At 59.2% G+C, this 18,026-nt stretch carries 21 protein-coding genes; 15 read left to right on the forward strand and 6 right to left on the reverse strand.

Annotated features, from left to right (window positions below; all coding sequences use genetic code 11):
* Positions 1 to 97: 97 nt before the first annotated feature.
* A complete protein-coding gene (locus V5E97_RS10655) occupies positions 98 to 454 on the forward strand; it encodes a hypothetical protein (RefSeq protein ID WP_406699301.1) in 357 nt (118 codons plus the stop codon).
* Here the strand turns inward: V5E97_RS10655 and V5E97_RS10660 are convergent.
* Together V5E97_RS10660 and V5E97_RS10665 are read right to left on the reverse strand one after the other, a co-directional pair.
* The gene (locus V5E97_RS10660; RefSeq protein WP_406699302.1) at positions 411 to 806 is read right to left on the reverse strand and encodes a hypothetical protein; all 396 of its coding nucleotides are present in this window, start codon (positions 804 to 806) and stop codon (positions 411 to 413) included. The genes V5E97_RS10655 and V5E97_RS10660 overlap by 44 nt on opposite strands.
* Positions 807 to 1,012: 206 nt before the next feature.
* The gene (locus V5E97_RS10665; protein ID WP_406699303.1) at positions 1,013 to 2,875 is read right to left on the reverse strand and encodes a DnaB-like helicase N-terminal domain-containing protein; all 1,863 of its coding nucleotides are present in this window, start codon (positions 2,873 to 2,875) and stop codon (positions 1,013 to 1,015) included.
* Positions 2,876 to 3,378: 503 nt separating this feature from the next.
* On the opposite strand from V5E97_RS10665, the gene V5E97_RS10670 reads away from it, so the two are divergent.
* The 7 genes from V5E97_RS10670 to V5E97_RS10700 all read left to right on the forward strand — a co-directional run bounded on the left by V5E97_RS10670 (position 3,379) and on the right by V5E97_RS10700 (position 9,027).
* A complete protein-coding gene (locus tag V5E97_RS10670; protein WP_406699304.1) occupies positions 3,379 to 4,005 on the forward strand; it encodes a hypothetical protein in 627 nt (208 codons plus the stop codon).
* 159 nt (positions 4,006 to 4,164) lie between these two features.
* Positions 4,165 to 4,398, forward strand: coding sequence for a hypothetical protein (locus tag V5E97_RS10675; protein WP_406699305.1), 234 nt, complete (start codon positions 4,165 to 4,167; stop codon positions 4,396 to 4,398).
* 201 nt (positions 4,399 to 4,599) lie between these two features.
* Positions 4,600 to 6,825 (forward strand): hypothetical protein, encoded by a 2,226-nt coding sequence (locus tag V5E97_RS10680; RefSeq protein ID WP_406699306.1) that lies wholly within the window; start codon positions 4,600 to 4,602, stop codon positions 6,823 to 6,825.
* Between the two features lie 184 nt (positions 6,826 to 7,009).
* Positions 7,010 to 7,192: a hypothetical protein gene (locus V5E97_RS10685; protein ID WP_406699307.1), complete on the forward strand. Its 183-nt coding sequence runs from the start codon at positions 7,010 to 7,012 to the stop codon at positions 7,190 to 7,192.
* Between the two features lie 14 nt (positions 7,193 to 7,206).
* Positions 7,207 to 7,755: a hypothetical protein gene (locus V5E97_RS10690; protein ID WP_406699308.1), complete on the forward strand. Its 549-nt coding sequence runs from the start codon at positions 7,207 to 7,209 to the stop codon at positions 7,753 to 7,755.
* A 553-nt stretch (positions 7,756 to 8,308) separates the two neighbouring features.
* The gene (locus V5E97_RS10695; protein WP_406699309.1) at positions 8,309 to 8,473 is read left to right on the forward strand and encodes a hypothetical protein; all 165 of its coding nucleotides are present in this window, start codon (positions 8,309 to 8,311) and stop codon (positions 8,471 to 8,473) included.
* A 110-nt stretch (positions 8,474 to 8,583) separates the two neighbouring features.
* Entirely contained in the window at positions 8,584 to 9,027 is a 444-nt protein-coding gene (locus tag V5E97_RS10700) for a GNAT family N-acetyltransferase (RefSeq protein ID WP_406699310.1), read from the forward strand.
* Between the two features lie 183 nt (positions 9,028 to 9,210).
* Here the strand turns inward: V5E97_RS10700 and V5E97_RS10705 are convergent, their stop codons facing one another.
* The 3 genes from V5E97_RS10705 to V5E97_RS10715 are packed head-to-tail and all read right to left on the reverse strand — an operon-like array spanning position 9,211 to position 10,738.
* Positions 9,211 to 9,588 (reverse strand): hypothetical protein, encoded by a 378-nt coding sequence (locus tag V5E97_RS10705; protein WP_406699311.1) that lies wholly within the window; start codon positions 9,586 to 9,588, stop codon positions 9,211 to 9,213.
* 6 nt (positions 9,589 to 9,594) lie between these two features.
* Positions 9,595 to 10,257 (reverse strand): type II secretion system protein GspG, encoded by a 663-nt coding sequence (locus V5E97_RS10710; RefSeq protein WP_406699312.1) that lies wholly within the window; start codon positions 10,255 to 10,257, stop codon positions 9,595 to 9,597.
* 43 nt (positions 10,258 to 10,300) lie between these two features.
* Complete coding sequence (locus V5E97_RS10715) at positions 10,301 to 10,738, reverse strand: hypothetical protein (protein ID WP_406699313.1); 438 nt, start codon at positions 10,736 to 10,738, stop codon at positions 10,301 to 10,303.
* 181 nt (positions 10,739 to 10,919) lie between these two features.
* Between V5E97_RS10715 and V5E97_RS10720 the strand changes: the two genes are divergently transcribed.
* From V5E97_RS10720 to V5E97_RS10730, 3 genes are all read left to right on the forward strand, one after another.
* Complete coding sequence (locus tag V5E97_RS10720; protein ID WP_406699314.1) at positions 10,920 to 11,093, forward strand: hypothetical protein; 174 nt, start codon at positions 10,920 to 10,922, stop codon at positions 11,091 to 11,093.
* A 104-nt stretch (positions 11,094 to 11,197) separates the two neighbouring features.
* A complete protein-coding gene (locus V5E97_RS10725) occupies positions 11,198 to 11,671 on the forward strand; it encodes a peroxiredoxin (RefSeq protein WP_406699315.1) in 474 nt (157 codons plus the stop codon).
* A 138-nt stretch (positions 11,672 to 11,809) separates the two neighbouring features.
* Complete coding sequence (locus V5E97_RS10730) at positions 11,810 to 13,252, forward strand: sigma-70 family RNA polymerase sigma factor (RefSeq protein WP_406699316.1); 1,443 nt, start codon at positions 11,810 to 11,812, stop codon at positions 13,250 to 13,252.
* A gap of 134 nt (positions 13,253 to 13,386) precedes the next feature.
* Here V5E97_RS10730 and V5E97_RS10735 read toward each other — a convergent pair whose 3' ends face one another.
* Positions 13,387 to 14,244, reverse strand: a complete 858-nt coding sequence (locus tag V5E97_RS10735; RefSeq protein WP_406699317.1) for an EamA family transporter — start codon at positions 14,242 to 14,244, stop codon at positions 13,387 to 13,389.
* Between the two features lie 220 nt (positions 14,245 to 14,464).
* Here V5E97_RS10735 and V5E97_RS10740 point away from each other — a divergent pair, with 220 nt between their 5' ends.
* The 4 genes from V5E97_RS10740 to V5E97_RS10755 all read left to right on the forward strand — a co-directional run bounded on the left by V5E97_RS10740 (position 14,465) and on the right by V5E97_RS10755 (position 17,816).
* Positions 14,465 to 15,253 carry a class I SAM-dependent methyltransferase gene (locus V5E97_RS10740; RefSeq protein WP_406699318.1) on the forward strand — a complete coding sequence of 263 codons (789 nt, stop codon included), beginning with the start codon at positions 14,465 to 14,467 and terminating at the stop codon, positions 15,251 to 15,253.
* Between the two features lie 41 nt (positions 15,254 to 15,294).
* The gene (locus V5E97_RS10745) at positions 15,295 to 15,867 is read left to right on the forward strand and encodes a pyridoxamine 5'-phosphate oxidase family protein (protein ID WP_406699319.1); all 573 of its coding nucleotides are present in this window, start codon (positions 15,295 to 15,297) and stop codon (positions 15,865 to 15,867) included.
* 125 nt (positions 15,868 to 15,992) lie between these two features.
* Positions 15,993 to 16,382 (forward strand): tautomerase family protein, encoded by a 390-nt coding sequence (locus V5E97_RS10750; RefSeq protein WP_406699320.1) that lies wholly within the window; start codon positions 15,993 to 15,995, stop codon positions 16,380 to 16,382.
* Positions 16,383 to 16,529: 147 nt separating this feature from the next.
* On the forward strand, positions 16,530 to 17,816 hold the full coding sequence (locus tag V5E97_RS10755) for a PP2C family protein-serine/threonine phosphatase (protein WP_406699321.1): 1,287 nt from the start codon (positions 16,530 to 16,532) through the stop codon (positions 17,814 to 17,816).
* Positions 17,817 to 18,026 lie beyond the last annotated feature (210 nt).

Here is an 18,026-nt window from a genome sequence, read left to right on the forward strand (position 1 = left end):
ACGGCTAACCCCGACAATCTGAATGAGGTCCGCGGCCCTCGGGGTAACTTCCACGGTCTCCCCGAGGGCCGTCTCATGCGCCACGGAAGGAACCGCCATGGCCAAGAAGAAATCGAAACCCGCGGACGAGGGAAGTCCGCCCCTGACCGACTTCCCGGAGGAGTTTCTGGCGAAATACTTTCCGGGCGGGTTCACCGTTCGCGACGAGGCCAACGCACTCGTCCACCAGGTGTTCCGGGCCGGACCGATCGAGGACCTGCACGCCGGGAAGCATACGGCGTTGCTGGACGATCCTTCGCTCAGCCGGATCACCAACGCCGAGATGAAACGGCTGATGATCGCCGCCTGCGAGAAGCTGACGGTCTTCCTGCAACTCCGCCAGGACAACCACAAGCTGTACGATCTCACGCTCAAGACGATCGGCATCCAGTTTCTCTCGGACTGGGAACGCTGAGCTTGCTCGGGGCTACCCGCTCGTCCCCTTGACAGACATGGGGAATCATCACTCCGCATTCCCCCCAGGCGTCCACCGCCGGCGGGCGGAGCGAGTCGAAGACGACCGGCTCGTTCTGGTTCATGGGGTCGGTCGCAACCCCGACCGCCGCGAGGCAGTCCGGACAACGAGCGAAGTGGAACAGCCAACTCGCCTGATCGACCACGAGAAAGGCAAACGCTCGGCCGCCCTGGTCCACCAGCTCAGGACATAAGGTTGGGGCCACCCTCTGGCTCTGGCGAAGACAACTCGTTTCCTCCGCGCGACGACGGGGGGCCAGCCGGCCCTCGGTTTCGGCTTGGATCTCGCTCATGGTGAAACCCTTCCAAGGTGAACAAAACGACACAAAACGTGAAGCTAGGATGACTAGCGCTGTAAAAACCGTAATAAGGGTCATGCGGTTTACGTAAGACGAGACGGTGTCAAGCTTTGAGGGTTGGAACTTATTACAGCGCTCCGCCGTAATAAGCGCTGTAACTGTAATAAGTTTGGCGGTCTAACTCCTAAAATCGGAACAGGTTAGGCCGACTCGGCATCCCTTATTACGGTTTTTACAACACCCCCACTTCCTCGAGTGAGGATCCACACCTTCGCCTTCCGGCCGCCGGTGGAGACTTCCACGAGTTCGGCGACCCCTCCTTTGGCCAAAAGGCGGCACGCGGCTTCGGCATGCTTCCCGGCTTTGTCGCCGCCCCCGAATACCTTCCGGACGATCGTCGTCTGCGACAGGCCAGCCTCACCGGCCGCTTCCAGCGCCGTGAGAAGCTTCTCCGCGTTGGCGTTCCCCATCGACTCGCCGAAGATGTACGCCGCGCTCTGTTCGCAGTAACGCCAGAGGGCGATGGCAGCCCGGAGATGGACGACGCCGATTGTCGGTGACTCATCGAGCAACGCGTAGTTGCAGGCCAGCCGCATCGTCTGCGTCTCGGCGCGACTGGTGACCGAGCCGAGGAGGCCCGCTTGAGGCTCCGACAGATTGGGATAGACCTCGTCCCAGAGCTTTCCCCCAGCCCGGTCGAAGTGGATCTTCCGGCCGTGTCCCGTGCCGAGGAAGTCGTCAGTCGCGAAGTCGATCGCTTGCTTCAACCTGCGATGAACGCTGGTGAAATCGACGGAAGAGATATTGCCGCCGCGCGACAGGTACTTGCTCCGACGGGCGCAGATCCAGAGGAAGCGATTGGCGAAGCCATTGGCTGCGTCATTGTGGCTCAACCGGCGATGCAGCTCCTCGGTCGTGACGTGACCGATGATCGAGATGTGCGCGCCCGTCGATTTGGTGGGGCTGTTCTTGGTGGCCGCACGGAGCGTCTGACCATCCCAGGCCTGCCGGACGTAACCGGAGAGAGTGTTGCCGTCTCGACTGAGCGCCGAGAGTGTCGAGCCGATTTCGGATTCCACGAACAGCGCTCGTTTGTCGTCGATGCCGGGATCGATTTCCACCTCTTCATAGGGATTTGCCCCAAGCAACGGCATCAGGGATTTTTGCCGTTTGAAGATTGGATCACGGACCTCGTGGATCATCCCTTCGCCGCTGACCAGCCCCCGCTTGATGCAGGTCTCATCCCACTCGGGTTGGCACTCGGCGAAGAGGTTGCGGACCTGGTCGTAGCTTGTCCCTTTTCTGGCTTTGCTGGAGTTGCCCACAATCGCCACGAAGAGGTTGCACCCGTGGCGTGAGGCCTCGACCATCCAGTGCAGCTTGCGACCCACGATCGAGCCGAAGCAGACGAGCAGCTGCGCCAGAATTGCCATCGAATCGGCCTCGGTGTGCGGGGAGATCATTTGCACAATCTCACCCGCGAGTCCGTGCCAGATGGCGGGGTCGGGCTCATCGGGCCAGGGGCGTTGCTCGAACTGGATCTCCTCGGCCCGGGAGACTGCCTCGATCCGGGCCGCACACTCCGCCGAGCGGCGAAGCAATTCCTCGGATGTGAAACTGTTGGAGCGTGCATCCTGGGCGTCGTCCCTGGCTCGCTCTTCGTGCATCCGCGAAATCGTCATCTCACGCAGGATATCCGCGTGCTTCTTGGCATGAAGCGCGTGAGGAACGCTCTCATAGAGCTCGCTGATTCCTTGGTCGCCATCGACCTCGTCAAAAACGCCGTCTCTCTTCAACTCGTGGCCGAGGGAGATACCATCGATCGGCGAACCCTCTTTTTCGAGCCGACGGATCGCGGTGAAGATGACTTGATGACTGCTACGAAAGAAGTCATTGATCGTCAACCGGGCGACTTCCTCGATCTCGAGCACCTTGTTGTCGAGCAGGATTGCGCCGAGTACACCTTGCTCAGCCTCGACATTGTGCGACGGCAGGGAGTCGGGATCGAAGTGGCGAAGGGGAGGACGGTAGTCGCCTTGCCCGCGTCCATTCGTGGAGCCCATGGCCATGTCACCACCCCGCTTTCCGCCGGGTGGCGAACGGGGTTTGGGACGTGGTCGCGGGAGCGTGTCCCTTGACTGAAACCAAGAGGAATGGATAAATTGTGCGTTCCGCAAGGCGCGCGGAAAGAGCGACGCCGCGGGAGCAGGAAGCTCCCTGGCGCAATACCAGGCTGGACATGCCGAGGTCCTATATCTGAGGTCTGCCGCTCGGTCGGGTGAAACTTTCCACGGCTATACCCGCTGATTGGCCACTGCCGCGATTAGTTTATCTGCCGGTCTGCATTCTCACAAGCGATAGCCCATTCGGGTTCCCACCTTACAATCTGATCGATCCGATTTCTCCGTAACGATCGGATCTCTTGTTCACCTGAACGGTACACGATACACTTCGGCCATCGCGTGCCGTAATCACGCTTCGAATCGACCCAGGGTTTGCCCTGGGTCCGCGCCCTCACCGAGGATTACGGCCCGGGTGGGGGTGTTTTCGTTTGAGGGTTCGGACCATGGATGAGAGGCACTCGAATCGCCAGCGTATCGATCCGGACGTGGCCGAAGCGAGGCTCATGGATTTACTCGGCGCGAAGTCTCGGGGGCTCACATCGGAAGAGATCGATGAGCTTCTCACCCTTGCAATCAGGCTTTGCGGTGAATGCGGTGTTCTCCGAGTCGAGATTAAAGGCTTCCTCACTCTCCTCGATCATTACTGGCCGGCGAAAAAGCCCAAGAGCAAGTTCCTCCAGGACGAGCTTGCTTATTTCTTGGGACCGCAAGAGCCGGATCCTTCGGATAAGCCTGGTGAGGAGCTCGACTCCCCACTTGAAGGCGATTCGCCAAAACGGATCGTGGCGTGGGTCGAGGCCGAGGTTCCCAAGCCCCGTCCCAAGGGCTACAAGAAATGGATGGCCCGCACGGGCATTTCCAATGAACGAGAAGTTTATGTGCCGATCAACGTTCTCGGGCCGAGAGCCCTTTTCACAGCGATCAATGATGGCACTTCCATTGTTGAGTATGAGGGAGTAACTTACGTCCCGACTGAGTGGGTTATCAACGAGTGCAAGTCCGAACGTGAGAAGGCAGCTTTCGCAACCAATCGTGATCGGATTCTTGAAGAGTTTGATGCCGACGCGTAAGCGACCACTTGTTCACCAGCCCTGCCAGTGTTAGACTCCCCTCTATCGCGTGCCCAGCACCACGCAACAAATCGACTCGGGAGCTTGCTCCCGATTCTTCGCCCCTGCCGGTGCGTGATGGCCCGGTGGGGGTGTTTTCGTTTTCGTGGAGTCGCTACGATGCCCAGGCTCACAGGCGATTACACACACGACATTCGTAAGCTGAAATGGCAGATCACTTACCTCAAAGAGTTAGCCGCTCGCGCTAGGGACCAACTCCTGAAGCTTAAGCCGAACCCCGATCAAGCGCCCACCGATCTACAATCCCTGCTGGGCGAGCTGGATATCGCGATCGGCCCCAATCTCCACGAGGAAACCCCCGAAGTCCTCACCGATCCACACCCAGACAACTGATCTGGCAGGTGAGAACAGCCAGCGGTAGACTCCCCTCCATCGCGTGCCTTCACCACGCTACAAACCGATTCGGGGCCGGCTTGCCGCGCCTCGACTCATCGCCCTCGTCCGGAGGTGAAGGCCCGGACGGGGGTGTTTTTGTTTGGGCCCCACAATGCCGCCCACAAAGTCGTGGACCATTTATCCCCTAGGAGATGTGAGATGACGGATGGTCTGACACCTTCCCACGGCAATGTTGACAAGGCGCACAAACCCACTTCGGAGAGTAATGGTCCTCCTGGAAATCATTTGATCCCGGAGAATGAGTGGGTAAGTGTATGGCCAGGAAGCACGATCGATTGGTCTTCACCGTATGTGCCTGTGCAATTTTATCTAGAATTGCCTTTTTGGCTAATGATGCCAGCGGGGACATTTGATGTTGTATATAAAGAAACGTTATTGAAAGTGTCAATTGTTCACGGCTGTGATGAACTTCATCGCTCGGTCAGGCATTCGAAAAGCGGGGTCTCTACGGTCTTTGTCGCTTGCCCGGATGAGGATATCCCTGTTCCAATCCAGCAAGTTCTCGACAGAAGCCCAGACGGTACATCCGTCCACACCCAACGGACGACGTTGATCATCCAAGCAACGGTTTTGCAGAGTGTCTTGGAGCGAATCCAGGGTTCGGAAATTCAAATCTCAGAAGCACTCTCATACCTTCGAGCGATGGTGATCGGGCACCTGCCTATTGTCAACGTCCTTATCACGGCTTATCGCCGGGCAGCATACGACCCCTTTGTCCAAGAGGTCACAGAGGCAACTGCACCGATCTGGTATCTTCGCTACCAAAATCACTTCATTCGCGTGTCGGTTTTTCCCTATGAAGACCAAGAGCATCGCTTAGTGCTTTCGAGTGAGCAGGGTGAGCATCAAGCAGTTGACCTTGCGACAGGACATGAGGTGGTGGAATTCCTGGCGCTTCCGGAGACGCCCGGGGAAACTATTCTCCTTGATGCTTGGAAATACTTTTACTCGGGGAGATATAGTGACTCGGTCCGCGGCCTCGTCTCCGCGTTGGAAGTCTTGCTCGAAGCGAAGTATTCCAATGCTCTCAGGTCACACGGAGACACTGAACAGGAAATTCAGAAAAAGCTGCGATCTTCAGCGACCAAGTTCACGACACGATTCAATAACTATTTGCACCTCACCCGTCGTACCATCCCAGGTCCGATGCTGTCCTGGGTCCCCTATGTCAACGGTACGCGACTTCGAGCCGAATTGAACCAGACTCGCAAATTACGACACATGATCGTCCACGAGGGGTATCAAATGAATCCTTACTCCCGTGGCCCCATGCTACGGGCGGTTGAAACGATGACCTGGCTTTTCGACTGGTTGGAAGATGACGAACGCAGCAGCAAGAACCGATTTAAGATGTGTAGTATTAAGTGTATGCTTAGGGGTGATGTATGTTTTGATGTCGAGTACGTCGCAGGTGGTGTGAGGGTTGTGGAGCACGATAAAACGCCATATTTAGAGGAAGATAGCACGCCCATGGCAAGCGACCTACTCTGGGAATCGCATGGTCGAGCTCTTTTCGGTGCTGAGAAGGATTTTGCACTATTCGCCAAGATGTCACTCGCTTGCCTGCTCGCTGACGACGCCGACGTCTTTGCTGTACTTGCTGGTGAGTCCAGTCGTGTCATTCAGGACATCGAAAGCCTGGAACCTCTGCCTGGCGTCATGCCGGAACGCTTCAGGTGTCCCTTCGACGGAGCGTTGACCATCGTTTTCCTTCTCGAGCTTGATGGCGAGCTGGAACTTTCGCATCTTAAACCCGTGATGGTTCGACTACTACAACTCCGCGTGGAGTTTAAGAGCCAACCAGTACACGCCGTCTGCATTGTGAATCATCAGCAGCATCTTGAACCCGCCTATCGAGAGTCGTACAGAACTCTGAACGCCGAACTCAACACGCTACTAGTATCCTGCGAAGTGTCTCTTGTTTTCGCCTCTGACCTGACACGATATTTCACGGGTGCTCGTCATAAGAACTGGCGTCTGACACCAGTTCGTGACGGGCTCAAAGGCGTTGGCTATGTCACCTGCAATCCGCCAAGCTCCATTTACGTTGGCGAGGTCGTAAAGCTGTTTCCAAGGATTGGTGTACTGGGGGTTTACGTCGATGCTGAACTCGCCCTCGTCGTAGGTGATCAGGTGCTGGTCCGGAGCGCAACGGGTTTTGAATCTATGACCGTCGAGTCGATCAGGGCCGAAACGAAGGATCTTAAATCCGTGAGCAAGGGCCTAGTTGGTCTGAAGGTAGTTGGAGATGTGAAAGGTATTTCTGAGGGCGCGTTTGTTTTTAAGGTTTGCACACCCGACCCTCTTACCGTGTCCCCTGTTGGAAATTGGACTTCGCTTCCGACACAACCTTTACCAGAATAGCTTCGCCCACCATTGATCCCCGATCCAGCGAGTACTTCACCAAACAGACGCTGTGTTCCTTGAGACGGGGGGCTCGGCGTTTTACTGCGCCCGAGTGGGGCAGGGGACCTATACTCTTCCCATAATGCGATCAGTTTCGGCTGGGCACTTGGTGTGCCCGACTTTTTTTTATGGAAGATGAGTCATGGATTTTGCTCTGTTACCGATCAACCGGGCATACGATGCGAGTGAATTCAAGTATGAGGATCACATGGAATTTTTGGGCGACTGTACAGGCGCGCTTGGCCGGCAGCCGATAGATTCGGTGGTGCCCTTGGGTGGTCTCGGCATCGGGCTTGTCTCCCCGATCAACCGAGACCACCCTTGAGAAAGAGGCACGTGATGAAAATTCTTGTACTTATGCTGGCGCTCGCGGGTGACTATCCGCGAGAGGGCCAGTCAGCTCAGGAGGGGGCGGTTCCGCCACCACCCTCGATCACTGCCGCGAAGCAACAACCTGCGACTGCGCCCCCGGAGCAAGCTGTCACACTTCGTTTGCCGTCGATCCAGCCGTCGGCGCAGTCGCTACCGATCCAAGCCGATCAACCCGGGCCGCAAGTCCAAATCCTGCGTGTGGTGCACGTCTTCGAACAAGCCCCGGCGCCGCAGCCGCAGCCGCAGGTGTATGCCCAGCCTCAGACTCAGGCGATCACAATGTCGGTGGCCCCGTCGGCTCAAGGCCCCGTCGTCGTCGCGCCTCCAGCTTCGGCCGTGGTCACGGCGAAGGTTCACCGGCCGTGGCTCCTCAGACGCGCCGCGGGTCAGGTGGGTGATGTAACCAACGAATGCTGTAGGCCAATGGCTGGGGTCCGCCTCATCCCCTCGTCAGGCGAGGGAAATCGCTTAATTGCCTTTCTTCGGCCGGTTACGTCGAAAGAGAAAGTTCACTGACGCGAGAAACGCGCCAATGACGACCGCCCACATACAGAGGAATAAGTAGAGTCCAAAGGGGGCAAACTCGATGTCCCCAGTTTCAAAACCGGAAGGAATGGACCGGGCATATTCGATCTTATAGACGACGAGATCGGGTTTAGCCAATTGAAGTAGACTGGCCACCGGGCCAACGATGATCGTCATCCACTTGAGACCTAGCCAAGCCCCGTGTTTAATCGCCCGTGACAAGGTCTGCGACGGAACTCTCTTTGCCCGGACATTGACTATGGTGGATTCGGGGGCCACGTAAGGATTGGTGTCGTGCATCGCTCTACCGAACGAGAAAATGGTGCGGCCCCGGAACCTTGAGGAAGGTCATGATAACATGAACGTCACCGAGATGAACGCGATCATTCGAGACCTGAAACTAAGGTAAAGCATTCGCAATGCAAAGGTTGTGGGTTCGATCCCCATCCGCTCCACTGATTCGATTTCATGGCCACTTGCGATCCATCGCAAGTGGCTTTTTTGCTTTTATTGGTTTCGAGATCGAATGGGATGACCCCTCATCGTGTTCAAGGCCGAATGGGGCCTTTTCGTCGCGGTGGAATTCGGCCAAGCTGAAGCGTCATTTTTCTTGAACGGCTTGATCGGCGGGCCGCGATTATCGTTGCTGTCGACCGTACCGGGCTTTAGCTTACTATTGGAAAAATCGTCAGGGGTGCCGATCGCCTGATCGCGATTGGCACTTGTTGTGCGTTCGAGTCCGATGCGACGTCGAAACCCAATCGGCTATGAGAATGCGGTTTTTGGGATTAGGTTGTTTTGCCTATAAGGCGATTTGTGATGCCGCAGATTGTTCGGCTGGATGCGCCGAGCCTGATGGAACGGGAGGCAATCCTTGCGCCGCTCGATGCCTTCAGTCGGGCTCAGGGCTTCGTCTGGCATCCGGAACCGCTGGCGCTCGTGTTGCGAGACGACGAGGACCGGATTGTTGGGGGAGCGATCGGCGAGACCAACTGGGGCTGGCTTCATCTGACCGTCCTCGCGGTGTCGGAAGACCTGCGCGGCCAAGGCTGGGGGAGCCGCTTGATCCGGGAGATGGAGCGGCTCGCGCTGGACCGGGGTTGCCATCATGTCTGGGTCGACACGTTCAGCTTTCAGGCTCGCCCGTTTTATGAGCGGCTCGGGTTCACGGTCTTCGGAACGTTGCCCCATTATCCTGCCGGGCAGGAACGCTACTTTCTCTTCAAGCCGCTCGAACGGGCGGAAGAGGGAGACTCACTCTGACGCTTTCTCCAGGAACCGGAACAGTCGGTTGATGCGTTCCCCATGATTGCGCGTCCGCACCCGCCGACTGATCGGATTGGGCAAGTATGCCATCAACTTGGGGAACTTCTCCGGGGTCAACCGTTCGTGAGACACGAGTCCGCGAGAGGAGCAATTGCCTTCGGCGGGGTGTCGCCCCAGATCCTAACGCCGGTACCACCAGGTCCAGAAGCAGGCCGCGAGCGCCGCGCCGAGCGAGTAATAGACGATATCCCAATGGTCTGCGACGGCACGCATCCCCACCAGCCCGCTCGGCGGAAGTACGATCTCGAAAAACCACGACCATACGAGCAGGGGGATTATGATCTCGCCGGCAAGCGGAGGATCGTCCCACGCACGGAGGCCGAGCCTTCGCTGCACCCACAGCATGATTGGCACCCAGAAGGGTATGCAGATCAGGTCGTTGAGGTGTTCGTGGATGAACCCGCCGCTCCAGTGCGGCTTCAGCGCCCATCGGTTGACGAAGTAGACGAAGAGACAGCCAAGGAACAGGGGGTCACGTAGGTATCGGAAGCACGCCATGTGAGGTCAATGGTGACTCGGGGTATGAAGGGCGGTAATGATCGATGTGATGAAGCAACACATCAGCAGGGTGATGAATAGCCTGCCAAGCATGTTGGCTCGTCGGATGTGCTGATTGCCCAGAGTCACGAAACAAGCGACGGCGGCGAACAGTCCCGCCAGGGCACAAGCGACCTTGACCGGAGTGGTGGTATTGAGGTTGAAGGTGTACTGCCAGAACGTCGGGCGGAAGTCGTGACGCGGGAACTCATACACCTTATCCCGCAGGACGATTTCCCGAGCGTCCAGGTCCCTGGCCAGCCCCAGTCCGCCCGGCTTGCCGTCAAGCCCGAGCGAGCGGAGAGTGTACCGTTGCCCGTCGGACGAATACTCAAAAGGGTGCTTCCAGGGGTCCAGAACCCGTCCCGATGAATCGGTCTCAAGAGAATCGGAGCGCGTGCCCTTGAGATCGGCCAAGTTCCGGGGATAACGTCCACTCTCCTTACGAAAGGCTTCGAGAGATTCTCTTATCAAAGTGACGTTCCGAAACGCCTCCCTGTGCGAATCCTCGTATGCGCTCGCGTCACGCATCCCGCGAAACGCGCTCTCGAATGTGATCCCGGCCATCGCCACGCCGATCGTCGTGCTGATCAGGACTCGCAGCCACACGGATTGGGTTGTGCCGGGCATTGTGCAAAGTACTCCCACCTTACAAGGTCGGGGTCGTTTGGTTTCAATTCGAGTCGGGATCGGCCTGGACGGCAGAGGTCATCACGGACGGCTTGGGGGCGCGTGGCCGTCCCATCGCGGCGGCCATCAGCCATGCAGCGACTCCCAGGACCGTGCCGGTGAAAGCGCAGCTGAGGGAGATGAGAATAATAAACATGGCTTTCATCTTAAACGTCCAGCCTGCCAATTTCGAGCCTTGCGGACCCATGAAGAAGTAGAGCAAAAAGATTCCCGCGTAAGCTGCCCCGCCCAGGGTCCCGCCGAGAATACCCCGTCCCCCGCGCAGCCGATGCCAGAGGATGCCCACGACTGGCCCAAGGACAATCAGGGCAGCGTCGGATCGATCGGGGGGGGCGACCCACTTCACCCAGGCCAAACCTAGCCCGGTGGCACCGACAACGGCCAGCAGGTCGATCAGGGTGAGGTGCCCAGTACTCTTCATGAGAAATCCTCAACATCATGCGAATGGCTCGGATTCACGGTTTTCGGGACGTTGCCCAATGACCTGTCCGATCAGGAGCGATATTTTCTTGCCAAGCCGCTCGATCGGCTCGAAGAGACTCCTGAGAGGCGGTCGCGAGCTTCGGACAACGCGATTTAGTCTACATTGGATTCGATGGAGAATGGACCACCTTGATTGCGTTGCGCGGCTCCTCGGGATCGAACGCTCGGGTGCGTATCGCCGTTTCTTGAGGAGGGTTGCTGGTCGTGGCCAGCGCTGGAGTTGGGACGAGCCGATCTTGACCGAGTTGATCGCTGATGCGGGCGGGCGGGTCGCCAGGATTCTGGAATTGTGAAGGACGGCGGAACCATGATAGTCATGGTGTGATTGAGGTCGGCGAACCGAAGCATCGGTGAGCTTCGACACGATCGGGTGGGCTCATCACAGGGGAGAACCGCCATGGCAGAGACAAAAGATCTTCGGGTCGGAGATCCAGCGCCCGACTTCACGCTCCCAGCCGCGTCGGGGGAGCTGGTGAGTCTCGCCAGCTATCGGGGGAAGGCCGACGTCGTCTTGTTCTTCTATCCCAAGGATGAAACGGCGGTCTGCACCAAGGAAGCCTGCTCGTTCCGCGACAGCTACGAAGCGTTCCAAGAGGCGGGGGCAGAGGTGATCGGCATCAGCTCCGATTCCGCGGAGTCGCACCAGCGCTTTGCGGATCGCCATCGCTTGCCGTTTTTGCTGCTCAGTGATGCCGACGGGCAGGTGCGGGCCCGTTACGGGGTCAAGAAAACGCTGGGACTCATCCCAGGGCGAACGACGTTCCTGATCGATCGTGATGGGATCATCAGGAGCCTTTTCTCCTCACAGTTCCAGGCGGCCCGGCATGTTTCCGAGACGCTTGGAGTCCTGCAATCGCTTCATGGCAGATGACCTCCTGGCGATTGCCAAGGCTTGATTTGGCCTTGGCTGAAAAAGTCGTATGAAACCAGGGGTGACCGGGTAAATAGATGGATAAGGAGAGGCTCACGACGAGCGATCAGCGCGGCCGGCGCCAGGGAGCATAGTCCGATGAAGACGATGTACCGAGACCTTCGGACCTTGTTCGGCGCTGGGGCGCTCGGAAGCTGCACGGATGGCCAACTGCTCGACCTCTTCCTGGCTCGGCGGGAGGAAGCGGCCTTTGAAGAGTTGGTCAACCGGCACGGGCCGATGGTCTGGGGCGTCTGCCGACGCGTCTTGCATCGTCATCATGACGCGGAGGATGCGTTCCAGGCGACGTTCCTGGTGCTCGCCCGCAAGGGAGACTCGATTGTCCCGCGCGAGCGGCTCGCCAATTGGTTGTACGGGGTCGCGGTGCAGACGGCCCTCAAGGCGCGGAGCCTGATCTTGAAACGAGGGGAGCGTGAGAGGCAGGTCATGACGATGCCCGAACCGCCAACCCATCGGCCCAGCCTTACGGACGACCTGGGCCCGTGGCTCGATCAGGAGCTCAGCCGACTGCCCGAGAAGTATCGCGTCCCCATTGTTCTCTGCGACCTCGAGGGGGAGAGCCATAAAGCGGCGGCTGGCCGACTGGGCTGGCCGATCGGAACGCTCTCGGGCCGACTTTCACGGGCAAGAGCCCTCCTTACGCAGCGCCTGAACCGCCATGGGCAGGGGCTTTCGGTGGGAACCCTGGTGCTCGCATTGGCTCAGGAAGCAAACTCGGCGAGCCTGCCTCTTGCATTGGTGGGATCGACGGCCAGGGCTGCGGGGTCATTCACCGGCGGACGAGCGGCCACGGAGTTGCTTTCGGCTCAGGTGATTTACCTGGCGGAAAGTGTGTTGACGGCCCTCGCCCTGTCCAAGATCAAGGTTGTCGTGGCCTATGTCCTCATGGCGGGGCTCGTCGGTCTCAGCCTGGGCGGGCAGGTTGTGACGGCCGAAGTTCTCGAGGGGCCAGCGAAACCAAGGCGAGCCGAAGCTCATGAAAGTCAACCGACGAAAATCGCTGCGAAGAAGGTGACTGGTTCGCCGGATTTGGACCTCCAACTTCTTCAGGGGACCTGGTTTGGGTCGATCACGGAACTCGGCGGCCCGCCTCCCTCCGGGAAACCCGCCAGGATTCCACCTCAAGTCCAGCTCATCATTAAGGGCGATCAGCTCCTCTTTCGAGGGCCAAAGCTTGATCAGGCTATCAAGGTGGGAACCATTGAGGAGAAGGCATTCACTTTGAAACTGGGGGTCGAAGCGAATCAGCCGACGATTGATCTGATGCTCGCAATGACCGCGAATGATAAACCCCCATTGACCTATCGCGGCATCTATTCGCTCGGTAAACGCCATCTCTTGATTGGCTTGAGTGGTCCTGGTCAGAAACGCCCGAAGGACTTCAAGGCAGGCGCCTCACCGCCACGGTTGTTGATCGATCTCAATCCGGCGGTCATCTGTGATTACGAATCAATGCCTGTACGTGAAAATAAGCCGATTGATGTTAAAGTGAAGAATCGTAAGCCTTTTGAAGATCGCTGATCATCGAGGACGCGAGCTGGACTGATGAGCCCAAGGACCACGCTGGATCCGAAGGGACGGAGCTTTGGCGTTGTCTTGTGATACGGCGTTGCGGAGGAGCTTCAGAGCGGAGTTGCCTTGGGATTTCCGACGGATCAACCCATGGCCAGGGCCGCCAGGCCGACGACCATCGTCGCGGCGGCGACGATCCGCATGAAGGACTGACGCTCTGACAGAAGATGTGTGCCCATGAGGGTGGCGATCAGGATACTCACCTCTCGGGCCGGGGCGATGTAGCTCACCGGGGTAAAGCTCATCGCGGCGAGAACGAGGATGTAGGCGGTCGGAACCAGTACGCCGATCGCAATCGCCGCTCGCCAGTGGTGGGTCCAGCAGTGACGGACCTCCGCGCGGCGGCGGATCGCCAATGGGGCGAGGACGGCGGCGAGCCCGACGCTCGTTCCCCACTGCTGAATCAGCGGCGGCACGCGATAACGGCTCACGGCCTGTTTGTCGCAGATGGTGTATGCGGCGATCAGAACGCCGGTGAGCAACCCCAGGGCGACGGCCTGCTTGGTGACGCCCGTCGGGCCGCGGGCCGGCGCCGCGAGGGCGAAGACGCCCATCGCGATGAGGATCGCGCCGAGCAGAGCCAGCGTGGTCGGGCGCTCGCCGAGCAGCACGATTGCGGCGATCATGCTCAGGACCGGCCCGGTGCCTCGCGCCAGGGGGTAGATCAGGGAGAGGTCGCCGACCTTGTATCCGCGTTGGAGGACGACGAAGTAAGCGACGTGGATCAGAACGCTGGCCAGAGTGTACGATAGGCCCGTCAGGCTGAGCGCGGGACGATCGATGATCGCCAGTGCGATGGCGATGGGCGTCAGCAAAACCGCCGAAGTCGTACCGTAGAGCCAGACCAGAATGACGCCCCCGCCGGCCTGTTTGGCGAGCAGGTTCCAGAGGGCGTGGAGCACGGCCGCGGCAAGGATCAGGCCCAAAGCCGTAAGCGTCATAACCGGTTCGTTTCCTGAGCCTTACCACGAAATATGGGTGCCTGTTCCGAATCGAAACAACGCCTTTTCATGGGACCGCCAGTGTCTCCTGAGACTTTCCCGTCGTCAATCCGTGAACCCTTGATTCGCGGCGTTGGAGCGAACCCCAGGTCGATGGGGTGTGTCCAGGCGGGGTCAGGCCGGAACCCACGATCTCAAGTCAAGAAACGGGAGCGAAGTTGTGAGTCGAGCGAGCGATACCGAAGGCCATCGTCAGCGGATTGTCGATCAGTTCACCCGTCAGGCCGTTCCATTTCAAGAGATGCCCGCGCACTCGAATGAGGATGCCTTCCGGCTCGTCCTCGAGGCTTGCAAGGTTTCCGCCTCGGATCGTGTGCTCGACCTGGCTTGCGGCCCCGGTCTGACCGCTTGCAGCTTTGCCGAACTGGCCGCTCACGTGACCGGGATCGACCTCACTCCGGCGATGATCGAGCAGGCGCAGGCCTTGCAACGCTCCAAAGGGCTGGCCAACCTGGCCTGGCACGTCGGCGACGTCGGGTCGTTGCCGTTCCCCGACGCTTCCTTCTCCCTTGTTTTCACCCGCTATTCTTTTCATCATCTGCTCGAGCCCAAGACGGTTCTCGCCGAGATGGTACGGGTCTGTGAACCAGGGGGGCGGGTCGTGGTGGTGGATGTTTATACGGTGAGTCCCGACCAGGCTGAGGCGTACGATCAGGTCGAGAGGCTTCGTGACCCCTCCCATGTCCGGGCCTTGGGCCTCGACGAACTCGAGGGCCTCTTTGACGACGCGGGCCTGGAGGGGACGACGATCACGTTCGACAAGCTCGGCGTGGATTTGGAGGAACTCCTCGGCATTTCCTTCCCGAATCCGGGCGATGCCGACGAGGTGCGCCGAATCTTTGCCCAGGACCTGGGAGTCGACCGCCTGGGCGTTGGTGCTCACCCGGTGGATGGCCGAATCCGCTTCGCCTTCCCGCTCGTGATCCTGTCCGCCCGGAAGCCGAGCTGACCCTGAACGGTTACCCACGATCGAGAAACCAGAGGATTCGGATGGGAAAGCTCTACGAGCAGTTGGACGACACCCTGGTGCAGTTCATCCAGCGCCAGCATCTCTTCTTCGTTGGAACCGCGCCAACGTCGCTGGAGGGGATGCTCAACCTCTCTCCCAAAGGGCTGGACACCTTCCGGATTCTCGGTCCGAAGACGGTCGCTTACCTCGACCTCGTCGGCAGTGGAATTGAGACCCTGGCCCACCTGCGACAGAACGGCCGGCTCACCCTGATGTTCTGCGCCTTTGAGGGACGCCCTTTGATCTTGCGGCTGTATGGGCAGGGAAGGGCGGTCGAGCCGGGTGAACCGGGATGGGACGACCTGGTGGCAAATTTCCCTCCTCACCCAGCGACTCGCTCGGTGGTCGTCATGGACATCGAGCGGATCGCAGACTCGTGCGGTTGGGGCGTCCCGCGTTATGAGTACAAAGGGGAACGCGACCAGTTGACGGTCTACGCCGAAACCAAAGGGAAAGAGAGCCTCGAACAATATAAGGCGCAGAAGAATCGGACAAGCATCGACGGGCTGGATGGACTCCGGCAACTTCACGGATCGGAGGTTGCGAACGATTGATGTTGTCGATGTGTATTTTTGTGTTTTGTGGGGTAGAAGGGGCGGCCATTCCTGCTCAGGAATAACGATCCTGGGCACGGTTTTGTGCCTTTGACGATTGTTTTTATCGAGAGGAGTCGATTGATTTGTCCCAGGTCAAGATCTACGGCATCAAGGACGCCTTGAATCCCGTGAAGGCGCGGTTGTCCGATGTGATCCACTCCTGTGTGGTGGATGCGCTCCATTTTCCGCCCGACAAGCGGGCTCATCGTTTCTTTCCGATGGAAGCCGAAGACTTCTACTCGCCGGCCGGCCGCACCGATCGCTATACAATCATTGAAATCAGCATGTTCGAGGGGCGATCGGTGGAGGCCAAGACCCACCTGATCCGCCTGCTTTTCGAGCGGATCGCGCAGGAGATCGGGACCAGCCCGCAAGACGTTGAGGTGACGATTACGGAAACGCCCCGGCACAACTGGGGTTTTCGCGGTCTCCCGGGCCATGAGATTGATTTGAACTACAAGGTTGAGGTGTAAGTGGCCCGTACGGAGGGTCCTGGGTCGCCGGCGCGTTCACGAACGGGATTTGTGCGGCTAGAATGAACGCTGTCGGAGCTCAGCGAGGCCAGAGGCGGGCCCAGCCAGCCAGGGGCCTTGGCCTTCGCGTCCCCTTGAGGAGGTTTGATGATCGCCGCACCGATCCCCGTGGACGATGCCGAACGCCTGGAGGTGCTCCGTTCTCTCGACCTCCTCGACACGGCTCCCGAAGAGCGATTCGACCGGATTACCAAGGTCTTGGGCCTCGTCATGGAAGTCCCCATGGCGTACATTTCACTGGTTGACTCCGACCGCCAGTGGTTCAAGTCTTCTTGCGGGCTGAACTCGTCCGAAACGCCCCGCGAGATCTCGTTTTGCGGGCATGCCATCCTCTCGGACGAGCCCCTGGTGGTTCCGGACGCCACCGAGGACGAGCGGTTCTGGGATAATCCGCTGGTGCTGGGCGACCCGTTCGTTCGATTCTACGCGGGCTATCCGATCGCCGGGCCGGGAGGCCAGAAGGTCGGCACTCTCTGCATCGCCGACCGTCGGCCGAGAGACCTCGAGCCGGCGCAACTCGAGATCTTCAAGGAAATGGCACAACTTGTCGAGCGTGAGCTCGGCCTGACGGAGGTCGCTCACCTTCAGCAAGAGCTGATCGCCAGCCAGCACTATCTGATGCGCGAGTTGTCTCAGGCCGCGGAGTACGTTCAGACGCTCTTGCCCGAGCCGCTCGACGGTAAGATCCGGATCCGTTGGGCGTTCCAGCCCTCCTCGCAACTGGGAGGTGACTTCTTCGGCTACGACTGGATCGATCCCGACCACCTGGTCCTCTACCTGCTCGACGTCTCCGGCCATGGCGTTGGCGCCGCCTTGCTGTCGATCTCGGTGGCCAACGCCTTGCGTGCCCGGTCGCTTCCCAACACCGACTTCCTGGACCCAGCGATGGTGTTGGCCCACCTCAACGATGCGTTCCCGATGGACCGGCATGGCGAGAAATATTTCACGATCTGGTACGGCGTCTACGACCGTAAGAAGCAGACCTTGACCTATGCCAACGGTGGCCATCCCCCGCCGCTCCTGCTTTCGGGGCCGTCGATCGATCGAATTTCACCCGTCGCCCTGAATGTGGGAAACTTCGCTATTGGGATCATTCCGGGCGCGGAATTTCACGCCGGCGTCGTGGATCTGGATCGGTGCAGCAAGCTTTTCGTCTTCAGCGACGGCGTCTACGAGATCAAGAAACCGGGCGGTTCCATGATGAAGCTCGAGGAGCTCATGGATTACCTCGGCTCGAGCCCGGGCCCGAGCGGTCCCGACGCGGTCTTGCGGTTTGCCCAGGAATATGGGGAATCCCACCTTCTCGCCGATGACTTCTCCTTGGTCGAGGTGGATATCAGGGAGTCTGCAAGCCAATCAAGTTCCCCGGCTTAGAGCGGTTTACGATCGCATTGCGCACGGTGGAGGAAAACGGGGACTGGCTCCCGGCCCGCTCCATGCTCGGCTTTTCCGGACGACCTGGCGGCCGGGTGCCTGTCCCCATTTTCCGGGCCGTCACGGGCGGCCTCGGCGGAAAGGGGGACAGGCACCTCCGCTGCGCTCCGTAGCCAGTCCCCGTTTCCGCACGTGCTCCTGAGTCTTGAG

The organism is Singulisphaera photorubra, from assembly GCF_045290345.1.
Classification (GTDB): Bacteria; Planctomycetota; Planctomycetia; order Isosphaerales; family Isosphaeraceae; genus Singulisphaera.